This is a genomic window from Kamptonema sp. PCC 6506 (assembly GCF_000180455.1).
Taxonomy (GTDB): domain Bacteria; phylum Cyanobacteriota; class Cyanobacteriia; order Cyanobacteriales; family Microcoleaceae; genus Kamptonema; species Kamptonema formosum.
The window spans coordinates 1-13,852 of record NZ_CACA01000124.1; the positions used below are offsets into that span (position 1 = coordinate 1).

The 13,852-nt window shown below is 43.6% G+C and carries 9 protein-coding genes; 4 read left to right on the forward strand and 5 right to left on the reverse strand.

Going from position 1 to position 13,852, the window contains the following annotated elements; translation table 11 throughout:
- Positions 1-258 precede the first annotated feature (258 nt).
- The gene (locus OSCI_RS06995; protein ID WP_007354183.1) at positions 259-753 is read right to left on the reverse strand and encodes a DUF427 domain-containing protein; all 495 of its coding nucleotides are present in this window, start codon (positions 751-753) and stop codon (positions 259-261) included.
- 290 nt (positions 754-1,043) lie between these two features.
- On the opposite strand from OSCI_RS06995, the gene OSCI_RS07000 reads away from it, so the two are divergent.
- From OSCI_RS07000 to OSCI_RS07010, 3 genes are all read left to right on the forward strand, one after another.
- Entirely contained in the window at positions 1,044-2,366 is a 1,323-nt protein-coding gene (locus OSCI_RS07000) for a GH25 family lysozyme (RefSeq protein WP_007354184.1), read from the forward strand.
- Between the two features lie 202 nt (positions 2,367-2,568).
- Positions 2,569-4,470, forward strand: coding sequence for a cation:proton antiporter (locus OSCI_RS07005; protein WP_007354185.1), 1,902 nt, complete (start codon positions 2,569-2,571; stop codon positions 4,468-4,470).
- A 249-nt stretch (positions 4,471-4,719) separates the two neighbouring features.
- Complete coding sequence (locus OSCI_RS07010; RefSeq protein WP_007354186.1) at positions 4,720-5,403, forward strand: lysozyme inhibitor LprI family protein; 684 nt, start codon at positions 4,720-4,722, stop codon at positions 5,401-5,403.
- Positions 5,404-5,439: 36 nt separating this feature from the next.
- Here OSCI_RS07010 and OSCI_RS07015 read toward each other — a convergent pair whose 3' ends face one another.
- The 3 genes from OSCI_RS07015 to OSCI_RS07025 all read right to left on the reverse strand — a co-directional run bounded on the left by OSCI_RS07015 (position 5,440) and on the right by OSCI_RS07025 (position 11,471).
- Positions 5,440-5,820: a response regulator gene (locus OSCI_RS07015; protein ID WP_007354187.1), complete on the reverse strand. Its 381-nt coding sequence runs from the start codon at positions 5,818-5,820 to the stop codon at positions 5,440-5,442.
- A gap of 342 nt (positions 5,821-6,162) precedes the next feature.
- Positions 6,163-6,543, reverse strand: coding sequence for a response regulator (locus OSCI_RS07020; protein WP_007354188.1), 381 nt, complete (start codon positions 6,541-6,543; stop codon positions 6,163-6,165).
- 38 nt (positions 6,544-6,581) lie between these two features.
- Positions 6,582-11,471 (reverse strand): PAS domain S-box protein, encoded by a 4,890-nt coding sequence (locus OSCI_RS07025; RefSeq protein ID WP_007354189.1) that lies wholly within the window; start codon positions 11,469-11,471, stop codon positions 6,582-6,584.
- Positions 11,472-11,584: 113 nt separating this feature from the next.
- On the opposite strand from OSCI_RS07025, the gene OSCI_RS07030 reads away from it, so the two are divergent.
- Positions 11,585-11,917 carry a response regulator gene (locus OSCI_RS07030; RefSeq protein WP_007354190.1) on the forward strand — a complete coding sequence of 111 codons (333 nt, stop codon included), beginning with the start codon at positions 11,585-11,587 and terminating at the stop codon, positions 11,915-11,917.
- 7 nt (positions 11,918-11,924) lie between these two features.
- Here the strand turns inward: OSCI_RS07030 and OSCI_RS07035 are convergent, their stop codons facing one another.
- Positions 11,925-13,787, reverse strand: coding sequence for a response regulator (locus OSCI_RS07035; RefSeq protein WP_007354191.1), 1,863 nt, complete (start codon positions 13,785-13,787; stop codon positions 11,925-11,927).
- Between the last annotated feature and the right edge of the window lie 65 nt (positions 13,788-13,852).

Consider the following 13,852-nt stretch of genomic DNA (forward strand, 5'->3'; position numbering starts at 1 on the left):
AGAAAATCTGCCATTCTCCCAAATTAGCAATTGCAGAACTTACGCACCCAACCTCATAAACCGGGTTTTTTTACGAAAATACTTCGTTGTTACTCACAGATGCTCTCAAAAACCCGGTTTCTGAAGCCCCATCGTAAGTCCTAAATTACCAACTAGCAATTAGCAATTAGCAATTAGCAATTAGCAATTAGCAATTAGCAATTACCAATTATCCGAATCTATCCCTAATTCAAGCGCAAGTTGCGATATTTTTATTACCTACCAACCCCAAGTACCAGGCCCACCTTTAAACGGCCCAACAATATCCTGAGTAATCCAACCCCCATAAAAATCGCCCAATTGCCCTTTTACCAATTCCCCATCCACATAACAGGCATCCATCAAACTGGGGTAAAAAGCTACATAATCCTTAATAGACTCAAAAGCTGGAATCGGATTAGGATAAAACCAAGCCGCATCAGGAACCTGCTTATCCCCGACACTAATACTGTAATATCCCGCTTGTCCCTTCCACTCGCACCAAGATGTCCTCGAAGTTCTGAGCAAATAAGTCATCTGAATGTCACTAGGAGGGATATAGTAAATAGGAGGATGACTCGTTTCTAGTATCCGCCTGCTGGAATGAGTATCAGCAATAACCATACCATTAAAAATTACCTGGACGTGCTTGCTTGAGTCATCAATCCGAGGTGGACGCGGATAATCCCAGACAGACTCTTGACCAGGCCCCGGTTCAATACGAGTGATGTTCACTTTTACAAACTCCTGTAAAATAACAATATTGGTTGTTAATCCTATCCTGTGAGTCCTAACACTTTATAGTACAGAATTTAGTGGTTTAGTGGGGAATGCCACAGTTCAGGGAGCAGGTTTAACCTAAAATTTAGCAAAACTCAAAACCGTTTAGGTAGCGTACTTGCAGGGTTTAGCGTTGAGAGGAACGAAGCAATCTCAAAACTCAAAACTTTCCGTCCCCTTCAATGTACCCTTAATCTTGTGTCACCTTCAGACAAACAAACTTTTAAAACCTTTGTGCAAACTTTATGAGCATTCGCGGTATAGATGTTTCCGACTACCAACCAAACGTAAACTGGCAAGCAGTGGCCAACAGCGGCATCACCTTCGCCTTTGTCAAGTCAACAGAAGGTACAACCTTCGTAGCCGAAACCTTCGCCCGGAATTGGGCGGCGATGAAAGCAGCGGGTATTCAGCGCGGCGCTTACCATTTCTTTCGACCGGCCAGTAGCGTTCAAGGGCAAATTGATTTGTTCCTAAAAACAGTCAAGCTAGAACCTGGGGATATGCCCGCAGTTTTAGACGTAGAGAGTACAGGGGGTTTGGGTGCAACGGAGATCTGCGATCGCATGGCAATTTGGCTCGAAGCAGTCGAAAAAGCCACCAAAATACGACCGATCATCTACACCTACCCTGGTTTCTGGGACAACTTAGGAACCAAACGTTTTGGCGATTACCCCCTATGGATAGCCCATTACACTACGGCCCAAGAACCTTGGGTTCCCGGCGGTTGGAATACCTGGACATTCTGGCAATATACAGACAAAGGCAGTGTCAGTGGAGTAACAGGAGGGGTAGACGTTAACATCTTTGAAAGCTTGCGAGAAGGTAGCCCCGCCCCCAAAGTCCAAGAAATCCAGAAGCACTTAAAAAATAAAGGATTTTATCAGGGGACTATAGATGGTAACTACAGTACCAGCACTAAATCCGCTGCGATCGCCTTTCAAAAATCTCAGGGACTAGAAGCCGACGGCATCGTTGGCCTGAAAACACTCACAGCCCTCCTGAGTAAATTTCCCAGCGGTACCTTCCCCACTCCCTCACCATCCCCAGCCCCGTCACCCGTACCAGCCCCGAAACCCACACCATTACCCACCCCCACTCCCACCCCATTACCCCTGGGAGGAATCCGCCTGATTGACGTATGCCTGAGTTATAAAGCCAACACCAACCAAGATATTGCCCTGATCTGGTTACAAAGCCAAATTGCCCCCTCACTCCTGGCCGAATTTACTCAAAGGTGGCGCAATCAATCCGTACCCCAAGTTACATTCGTGCGGCTTTTGGACGTTTGCAAGTATTATCGCGGCTTACCTAACCAAGATCAGTCCTTAGACTGGCTGCAATCGCAACTTTCCGCCAAAATTTTGACTGAATTTGCCCAAAGGTGGCGGGGTCAAGTACCCGTACCCGAAACCACAGCTAGCATCCGACTGATCGACGTTTGCAAATATTATCGCGGCTTAGCCAACCAAGATCAGTCCTTAGACTGGCTACAATCGCAACTTTCTCCAACGGTGCTCGCAGACTTTGACCGCAGATGGCGGGCGGCCACTGGCAGTAATCCTTGAGGAGTTTTAAGTTATGAGTTATTGAGTTAGATATTAACTCCCAATTCAAAACTCATATAGCAACCTTCTTGGTAGTTAAGAAGTTCTGAGTTCCACCAAACTAGCCCACTATTCCCTTCTTCCCTAGCCCTGAGCATCGTAGCCCCTAGCCCCTAGTCCCTTCTTCCCTAGCCCCTAGCCCCTAGTCCCTAGCCCCTTCTTTATGGAAGTCTCGTTTAATCTCACCCTGCTGATGGCGATCGCAGTCATCTGCGGGATCGGCGCTCAAGTTTTAGCTGACTACCTAAAAGTTCCTGCTATTGTTTTTTTGCTGCTGTTCGGGATGATCGCAGGGCCAAGCGGTTTGGGAGTGTTACACCCCAATTTACTAGGGAGTGGTTTAGAGGTGATCGTCTCCCTGTCAGTGGCGCTAATTCTGTTTGAAGGTGGTCTGAACTTAGAATTTAGAGACTTGGGGCGCGTTTCGGGTAGCATCCGCAATTTAGTTACTCTGGGCACCCTAATTACCCTCGTGGGTGGCGGTATGGCCGCTCACTGGTTAGGGGAATTTCCCTGGCCGATCGCTTTTCTTTATGCTTCCCTGGTAGTCGTAACGGGGCCAACGGTGATCGGGCCATTACTCAAACATATATCTGTCGATCGCCAAGTCGCAACCATGCTGGAAGCAGAAGGCGTGTTAATCGATCCCGTTGGTGCAATTCTAGCAGTATTGGTACTCAATATTGTTTTGAATCGCAATCCCGATTTATTCGGGTTATTCCAAGAATTAGTCCTGCGATTGGTTACAGGTGGAGGGATTGGGATTGTAGGAGGTTGGCTGCTGGGATTGATTTTGTTGCGATCGCGCTTTCTCTCAGAAGACCTCAAAAATCTCGTAGTCTTAGCTGCTTTATGGGGAATGTTTGCTTTAGCAGAATCGATCAGCAGCGAGTCAGGATTGATGGCAACTGTCTTAGCAGGAATCGTATTGCGATCGGCCTCATTACCAGAAGAAAGACTATTACGGAGGTTTAAAGGTCAACTAACAATCCTTGCTGTTTCCGTCTTATTCATACTTTTAGCAGCAGATTTATCCATAGCCAGTATTTTTGCACTCGGTTGGGGCAGTTTTTTCACAGTTTTAGCCTTAATGTGGATAGTGCGACCAATTAATATCTGGCTTTGTACTTGGAATAGCGGCCTGAATTGGCGACAAAAACTATTTGCTTGCTGGGTTGCTCCTAGAGGGATCATTTCCGCTTCTGTTTCTTCTCTATTTGCTATTTTATTGACTCAGCGAGGTATTAATGGCGGCGACTCGATTAAAGCTCTAGTCTTCCTAACAATTATTATGACAGTCTTCCTGCAAGGATTGACGGCAGGGTGGGTGGCTCAAATTTTAGATATTACTTCTAAGTCGGTGACTGGTGCTGTCATCGTAGGATCGAATCCTTTGAGCAGATTAATTGCCCGTTTATTTAAAGAACGGGGAGAGCTAGCTGTGATGATTGATACTGACGAAGCAGCTTGTCTGCAAGCAGAACAGGAAGGTTTACAAGTTTTCTTAAGTAGCGCCTTGGATCATAGCATTTTAGAAGAGGCGGGACTCGCTTCAATGGGAACTTTTTTAGCAATGACTAGCAATGGTGAGGTAAATTTAGTATTAGCACAAAGAGCGGCAGAAGAGTTTAAACCCCCCAGGGTTTTAGCTATTTTCCCTCGCGCTGCTACTGGGCCGAGTAATAAGACTAAGATTCCTCAAGCCTTTATTCCAGATTTGCCACTTAAGACTTGGAATCAGTATCTAAATGATGGGGAGGTGAAGTTAGGGGAAACTCAGTTTAAAGAGTCGAGTTTAGAATTTCAAGTGGCTCATTTGGAAGCTTTAATTGGTTCTGGAGAGTTACTACCTTTACTGATAGAAAGGGAGGGGTATTTACAGGTAGTACCTGTTGGTGAGGATTGGCTGAGTGGCGATCGGATTATATACTTGTTACACGATCCGAAACCGAAACTGTTGAAGCGCTTATCTGGTGCTCCACAGTCTAAGCTGACTTTGGAAAAGCATCCTGTAGTCGAGGAAGTACCGATGCCTTATAGGGAGGGGCTAGGGGCTAGGGGCTAGGGGCTAGGGAAAGAAGGGGAAGAAGGGAAAGAAGAGGAAGAAGGGAAGAGAATTAGTGAGTTTGGTGGAACTCAGAACATCTTAACCTACTAAAATTGTCATTGCGAGCGCAGCGAAGCAATCGCAGAGACTAGGCGATTGCGGAGCACAGCGAACAATGACGGATTATTACTAATAAAGGGGATGACTAACCCGGATTTGGTATAAGTCCTGTCCTAGATTGACCACTCTACAAACTTTAAAAAAATCATGTTCAAAAAAATCACAAATTCTATCTTATTAACCGTACTGACATTATCCTCTATAGGATCGTCTTCCAGCCCAGCTCAATCAGAATATTTAATAGCTCAAGCTGTGAAATGCAACCCTAATGGTAATACCTTAGAAATGAGAAAATGTGCATCAGATAGCTATGCAGTAGCAGATAAAAAGCTGAATCAAGTCTATCAACAAAACATCTCCAAGCTTAGCGGTGAATACAAAAATCGCTTGATTCAAGCACAGAGAGCGTGGATTACATTTCGTGATGCAACTTGCAACTTTGAAGCTGCCGAAGCATTGGGTGGAACTTTGGAACCATTACTATATACGGGATGTCTAGAGCGAGTTACCTCGGAACGCACGGCCTATTTACAGAGATATTTTGCTAATCTTAATAGCGGATCTAGGACTGACCCTACTTTACCACAAGTTGGCACAGTAAAAAGCTTGGTTGATGGGGATATTATGTGTTATGCGACGTTGATTGATGACAACAATACTGAGCGAAGAGTGGGTGCAAGTTTTGAGATTTGTGCTAAGAAAGCTCAATTTTTAAATAAGAAAGTTCGCTTGACTTATGCTAGGACTAATGTCAATGATTGTCAAAGTATTGAACCCTGTGGCAAAACCCGCCAAGAAATGCTAGTTACCAAAATGGAAATTATTAGGTAGGTAATCAATACAGGAGTTCTGAATTAAAAGTATCAGTCAATCATTCCATCTCAAAATCTCTGCCACTTTTTCCATCAGGGTGGTGGGTTCAAATGGTTTGGGAATTATCCCATTAACGCCCATTTCGGTAAATTTGGCGCGATCGCTTGGTAAAATTTTCGCTGTCAGTAGAATCACTGGAATCGAGCGAGTGATGGGATCGGATCGGAGGCGATCGTATACGGCAAACCCATCCATTCCCGGCATAGAGATATCCAGCAAAATAGCATTAGGTTGTTCTGTTTGTAGGATTTGCAAACATTCTTGTCCCGATGCTGCCACTAGGGTGTTCCATCCTGCGAAGTCTTCCAGACACAGTTGTATCAGTTCGCGGAGGTATTCTTCGTCATCAACAATGAGAATTTGTTTCCCGATCATCTTGTTTTCGCGCAGGACACTGCGATCGCAATTAGTTATAGCAACCGCCAAGGCGGTTTAAGAGGGGCTAGGGGCTACGATGCTCAGGGCTAGGGAAGACGGAAGAAGGGTTTAGAATCAGGGTTTTAAATTTAGAATGTCTTAACTGCCTTGGCAACTGCTATACTTGCCAAGCGTTGATTTACTTTGGGTTAATCAAAAATCAAATTTTGGGTTGCCAGTAGAGCGTCAAGTACATATAGCAACCGTTGTTTGAGCTGGGTAACAGAAGACTAAATAGCAAGGGTAAGGAATTGGTAAAGATTCCGTTATCGTTACAAAATTTCACAAAAATACTGAAAGTTATTCATCCCATCCCAACATCTCTGTTATTTCTTCTTTGAGGGTGATGGGCTCGATCGGTTTGGAAACTACCCCAGCAATGCCCATCTGGGCAAATCTAGTGCGATCGCTTGGTAAAACTTTTGCCGTCAGCAGAATCACTGGAATCGATCGAGTGATGGGATTGGATTGGAGGCGATCGCACACAGCAATCCCATCCATTCCTGGCATAGAGACATCCAACAAAATAGCATTAGGTCGTTCTGTTTGTAGGATTTGTAAACATTCTTCTCCCGATGCTGCCACTAGGGTTTCCCATCCCGCTAAATCTTCCAAGCACGCCTGTATTAATTCCCGGAGACAATCGTCATCATCAACAACTAGAATTTGTCTGTCTATCATTCGCTTTGGGATTTGAGATTTGGGATGTTGAATCAATCCTACAATTCAAAGTTAGCTAAGGGTAGGGTAAAGAAAAAGGTGCTGCCTTCACCTAAGATACTTTCAACCCATATTTTCCCGCCATGTCGCTCAATAATACTCTGACAAATTGATAAGCCCAACCCAGTACCTCCTTTTTCACGGGAATCGGAGGCATCGACTTGCTGAAATCGCCCAAAAATGAGTTCTAGTTTATCGGCGGGAATGCCACGTCCGCGATCGCGGACTTGAAAGAGCGCAAAGTCTGCCTGGTTTTCGGCGCTGAGGTGGATTGTGGAGTGGGGGGGTGAAAATTTAAGAGCATTACCGAGCAAATTTGTCAAGGTTTGGATAATAGTATCTGGAGCCGCCCAGACTTTTACATCGGTGGGGGTAATAATTAATGATATTTGCTGTTGAGTAGCGATCGCCTGAATACCATCGACTGCTTGCTGTATCAAATCTGCTGCTTTGCAAACAGTTTTCTCCAAAACTGCCCGCCCGGAGTCTATGCGCTCCAAATCTAAAATATCATTAACCAGGTTCACCAAACGATGAGTATCGAGGAGGGCAATTTCAATCATGCGTCGAGCTTTTTCTGGTTTGCGATCGTAAACCCCTGTTTTTATTAGTCCCAATGACATTTGAATTCCTGTCAAAGGAGTGCGAAGTTCGTGGCTAACAATGCCAATAAACTCATTTTTAATGTGTTCGAGCTTTTGTCGTTCGGTGATATCTTCCCCAATACTGATCGTGCCAATGATGTTTTCATCTACATCTTGCAGCATGGTATTGTTCCAAGCAATGACTCGTTCTTCACCAGATTTGGTCAAGATTAAATTTTGATAATAGGGATGATAATTATGGGTTAAAACTTCCGAAAAAACAACTTGAAGCGCTTGTTGCTGATCGTGGGGTAAGAAGTTTTCAAACCAATTTTTTCCTAAAACTTCTGCTTGAGTATATCCTGTGAGTTTTAAGAAGAAAGGATTAACATAGTTGACATTTCCCCATCGATCGAGTCCGACAACGATTAACTGCACGTTATCCAAGAGCGATCGCCAGCGTCGTTCGGCTTCTCGGATCGTGGCTTCAGCTTGCTGGCGTTCTTGTAGTTCGATCTGAAGTTGTCCGTAGAGTTCGGATTGTTGGATAGCGATCGACAATTGGCTAGTAATCTGTTCGAGTAATTCTATTTCCCAGGATTGCCAATTACGAGGTGCAGTATTTTGATAGATGATTAATAATCCCCAGAGTAATTCTCCCGAAAATATCGGGACTGCTATATATGCTTGGGCTTGAAACTGTTGCAAAAGTTGGATATGACAGTCATGAAGTCCAGCCCCACCAATATCTGTAATTACAAAGGTTTCATGATTGCGGAAACGACCGCCTTGGGTTTCTTCCAGATAGACATCTTCACAAACTTTTTTAATATCGCGTCCGATCATTTTTACCCAATTCTCACCAACTGACTCGACGACAAAATCACCACTCCAATCAGGATTAAAGCGGTAAATAGCAGTGCGATCGGTTTGTAATGTCTGCCTAACTTCAGTAACAGTAGTATTCAGAATGACATTGATATCTAAAGATTGGCGAATCCCTTGAGTAATACTCCAGAGCAAATTTTCCTTTCTAGATTTCTGTAGTGAAGCTGCTTCCGCGTCTTGTCTAATTTCTTCGAGGTGCTTCGCTAAGGTGATATCTTGATGAACTGCTACCAGCACATCCCCGTACTCGGAATGCTTGAATACAGAACAAGTCGCACTGCACCAAAATGGCGTACCATCTTTCTTGACATTTTGGACTTCATAGCTGAATTCATGGTTTTGTAAAACGGCAGTCCGAATGGCTTGATTTACCTCTTGAGCACTTACCGATTCGCTATTATAGTTCACAATCGAAACGTGCTGACCGTTGAGTTCACCCAGATCGTAACCAAACATCTGCTCAAATTTAGGATTGGCATAGACAATCACTCCATTATCGGCTCTCACTAAGCAAATGCCTTCGGCCATATTACGGGTAATAACAGCCTGAAGCTCTAACATTTGTTCGGCTTGTTTGAGCTGAGTTAGATCGCGCAGACTGACGATAACGCCGGAAATATTTTCACCCGCATCATATAAAGGCGTATAGGTAACGTTCAAAAATTGCGGGACTAAATTAGGATAGTCAAACCATCTTTCATACTGAATTTTTTCTCCCGCCAAACATCGGTCTAAGCGAGGTTGAATGAAGTTATCAAACAATTCTTCTCCTAGTATATTTCTGAGTGAATTGCCGATAACTTCGCTTTCAGATTTGTTGCACCAAGTCAAATAAGCTGGATTCGCGATCTGATAAATATATTCGCGATTCATCATCGCAATTCCATCGGTTGTGTTGGAAATTATCCGCTGATATTGTTGGAGAATTTCTTCAGCAAGTTTGCGTTCAGTGATATTTTCGACAATATAGGAAAATCTGGGATATTCACTAGGGCTGATTGTAATTGGGCAAACAGTTCCTGATAACCAGCACTCACCATCATTGGTAGGGTGAAGATATTCAAACCGAACTGGGGCTTGAGTGCGTTGAGCCTCTCGGTAGTAGGAAATCCAACGATTGATCGTAGCTGGTGATGTGCCTAAGCTACTAGAAAACTGATTTTGCATCCCGGCGGTGGTATTGTGGAAAAACTGAGCCGCCGCCCAATTATCGGCAATGTGGAGAATATCTCCGTCATGTAGCTCAACTATGCCCATCGGTACAACCGCACTATTAAAGAAACTCCGTAAGGTTGATTCACTCTGCTGCAAAAGTTTCGCCGCTTCTTTGCGATCGCTGATATCATTGTTAATTTCCAAGACCTTAATTAGTCTACCCAGATCGTCTTTTTGGGCAACCCAACGGCTAGATACTGCGATCGGGGAATTGTCCCGACTATAATGAATCAGTTCACCTTCCCAGTAGCCTGTGGCGAGGAGTTGAGCTTCAATTACGTTCAACGGCTGAGGAAACTCAGTTTTCAATAAAGCTTTGATTTCTTGCCCAAAGGCTTCGGCTTTTGTCCAGCCATACATCAACTCGGCTCCATGATTCCAAAAGGTAATTATGGAGTTGATATCCCAGCTAATAATGCCATCATGAGCTAAATCTAGTAGCTGTGCTTGTTCTTCTAGCAGTTGATAGGCGCGATCTTTTTCTAGTAAAGTAATTAACAGGCGATCGTTTAATTTGGTTAGTTCTACGGTTCGTTCTATTACTCTTTGTTCCAGGGCGTTATTTAGTTCTTTTAAGGCAATTTGTGCCTGTTTGCGTTCGGTAATATCTCGACAAGCACAGAATCGCATTATTTCCCCTTGCCATTCCAAGATGTTAGTACCGATCTCTACATCATAGATTGAGCCATCTTGTCGTCGGTGCCGAGTTTCAAATACTCCACTGGTAAAGCTGGTGTCAGTTAGGAATTTCTGAACTTCGTCAAAAGTGAAATGAGCATCCCAGTCAAAAACGTTGAGGCTTAATGTTTTTTCTGGCGTGTAACCTAACATTTCAGAAAATCGGGGATTTGCCTCTAATACCTTTCCTTCTCTGTCTAAAATCACGATGCCATCAAAGGAGGTATTAAAAACAGTCTGGATGCGGAGAGATTCTGTTTTTACTTGCTCAAATAGATCGGCTTTTTGGATGGCAATACTAGCTTGTGCAGACAACTGGCGTAGTAATTCTATTTCGGAAGTTTGCCATTCGCGGGGCGCGGCACAGTGATGAACAACTAGCAATCCCCAGAGATTTTTACCTTGCAGAATTGGTACAACTAGATTGGCCCTAACTTGGAAAGCTGCCAGCATTTCCCGATGACATGGTGAAATTTGGGCAGTGTAAATATCTGATTTGGCAGTAACTAAGCCTTGCTGAAAGGGTTCAATATATTCTTTGCCAATACAAGGATCGTGGGAATGGTTAGATGAGATCGCGTTCCAGGGGGGATTGACCGATTCTACGAGAATTTTTCCGCCATAGTCGGCATCAGTTTTAAAGATCAGAGCGCGATCGCATTGCAAAAACTGGCGCACTTCCTCTACAGTTGTTTGCAGAATGTCTTCTAAATTCAGGGATTGGCGAATGCGCTGGGTCATTTCCATCAACAGCCGTTGTTGCTCGAATTGCTGATGCAGCAAGATTTCTGATTGCTTGCGATCGTCAATATTGACGAGCGTGCCAGCAATTCGCACAGCTTTACCTGTTTCGTCATCAAAGCCGTGTCCTCTACCCTCAACCCAGTGAATGCTGCCATCTGGCCAAATTAGGCGAAATTCATGCTGATAAACGCTTTTTGTTTGCAAAGCTTGCTGCCTTGCCTGATTTAAGCCTTCGCGATCGTGGGGATGAAGCCTAGCGTCAAAGGTTTCGTATTTACCATCAAAAGTACCGTCAGCTAATCCAAATAAATGTTCGGTTTCTGGCGACCAAGTAATTTCTCCTGTCACCATATTCCAATCCCACATCCCCATCCGCGCCGCCGACAGCGCCATCCGCAGTTGTTCCCTATTTTCCTGAATTAATTGCTGATTGAGTCTGGCAATTTTCTGTCTATTTTCTTTAAGATTGCTGGTAAATAGGTTAATGGTTAAGGCAACTACTACGAAAAAACTTAATTGCACTAAATCCAGTGCTGTATTTAGCAGGAAAAATTGATAGCGAGGCTCAATCAAGAAATAATCGAGCGCTAGTGTGGAAAGCACAACTGTCACCACTCCCGGCTGAAAACCGCCAAACCAGGTACTAAAAATAATGGCAATATAGAAAAACACCCCAATTGTCCGAGGCATTAGGGGTTCTAGCCAGAGGGTAAGCAGAAGGGCAATGGCGGTTGAGGCTATGGCTAGGCTGTAGGGTAAAAATCGCCGAGATATCTTCATAAATTCCTCTTTCTGACTCGGTTGGCGATAATTTTTTTTTCTTTACTAATTCTTTACTTTGTTGTGGTTATATTACATCACGGTTTAATTTTCTTTAAATAGGTGGTGTAAATATGTCATCAACACAAGTTTTGTTTATTCATAATCATATAACCTTTGCGGAAATTGTACAAGCGGGATTTGCCGAGATAGATGATTGGCATATATCTACAGCTAGTTCACTTAAGTCAATGCTAATAAAAATTAGCCAAAATACTCCCGATCTGATTATTTTAGATTTTGAACATCCTGAAATGAATGCAGTAGAAATCTTAACGATGATTAGAAACTATCTATCTTGTCATGCTCCCGTGGTAATTTTTGTCACCCACCTTTTAAGCGAACAAGAAGAAAATATCTTAACTAACTTAGAGGTTTTAAAGATTGTATATAAACAACCAACCTAACTAATTATCACAATCGAGAGCGCTCCATCCTACTAATTACCCGTGTCACGAGTTCAGGCCCCAACACAGGTTTACTGATGAAATCATCAGCTCCAGCAATAAAAGCTTTTTGCAAAGATTCTGGATCGGTATGCGCTGTCACCACCAAAATTGGTAAGTTTTCCCATTGGATATCCTGTCGCACAACCTGACACAATTCTAAACCATTAATGAATGGCATTTCTATATCTAAAACTACCAAGTCAGGTTTAGTGCTAATTAAAACTTCCCAAAATTGCTGGGGTTCTGTGAGAGTTATTACTTCGATCGCCCAAGGAGTTAGAAAGTCAGATAATCTAGCCAGCATTAAAACGTCATCATCTACAATTAAGACTTTAGCCTTTAAAGTTTTAGGTTGAGGTAAAACACGAGATATTGCGTCAAAAATTTGCTTAGTAGTAGCAGGTTTGTGCAAAAATTGTCTAGCTCCTAAGCGCGATACTGCCAAACGATCGGCTAGGCTATCTCGTCCTGTAAAGACAATTATCGGCAGGTGGGGCGATCGCTTAGTTACTTCTTGCAGCAGCGTCAATCCATCTTCCTCCGTCTCTGCAAAGCTTAAGTCTAGTAACATCACATCCGGCATTGATAAAGCTAGAAGCGCTCTAGCATTGGTAAGATTAGAAGCAATTTTAATGCGTAATCCCCAAGCTTCTGACTCTGCTTTTAAGCGCTCTGTTAAGACAATATCATCATCAACTACTAACAGCCGCTGAGATAAAAAGGTAGGTGTTGATGGAGCTATTAAAGTAACTGAAGGTTTGGTTATTTCCTGCTGTAATGCTGTCACCAATTCCGAGAATTTGGTAATATTTTCCCCAGACAAAGGACTGTTGTTCATTAGTAAATGTTCTGCGGAACGTGCCAGTTTAGATCCTTCTTGATACCCAAAAGATCCCATAGATCCTGCTAATTTATGAGCTTCATTCTTAGCCGCTTCCTGTAAATGGTTTTCTATATTTCCTGCTAATAATGAATTCTTTGCCTGTTCTAATATGGCAATTTGTTCATTGAATACTTCTCGAAAGCGCTCGAAGATTTTGTCTGTATTTTGTCGATTTTCACTACCAAATTGATGCTCTTTTGTGCTATCATTTTCAGGCTTGGTAGCATTAGATGGCACTGCTTTAGGCTGGGATTTCAGTCGATAGCCCATGCCATAAACTGTTTCGATGATTTCTTCACTTAAGCCGCCTGCCTTGAGTTTCTTTCGGACATCTTTAATATGAGTGATAATGGCGCGATCGGTTGGTGCGTCCTCCAATCCCCACAGACGATCTAAAATGGCACTGCGGCTAAAGATGCGATCGGGATTTCGCAGGAATAATTCGAGCAGATTATATTCTGTCGCTGTCAGTGAAATGATTTGTTTATCAAATGTTACTCGACCCGAATCTAAGTCTAAACAAAGATTTCCCCAAGTCAAGGTATTAGCTAATAAATTCTGAGCAGAATCTCTAGGGGAAAGCGCTTGACTGCGCCGTAATAATGTTCGTATCCTGGCTAGTAATACTTCAGTAGCACAAGGTTTGCTGATGTAATCATCGGCTCCCGCATCGAACCCTGCTACGACATCGGCATCTGAATCGTTGGCTGTTAGTAACAGGATGGGTTTGCGGTAGCCTTGCGATCGCAGTTGGCGGCATAGACTAATTCCATCAAGTTTGGGAACCTGCACGTCTAGCAAAATTAGGTCATACTCTATTGCGGTTGCCAATTCGAGGCCCGCTTGTCCATCACTCGCCAGATCGATCGCGTAGTGATTGACTCCTAACACTTTTGCCAGTGTTGCACTCAACAATCTATCATCATCTACTAGCAGAATTTTCATCTTACCAATTACCGAAGAAGGGGCTAGGGGCTAGGGGAAGAGGGGGAGCGGGGGGCGGGGGGGCA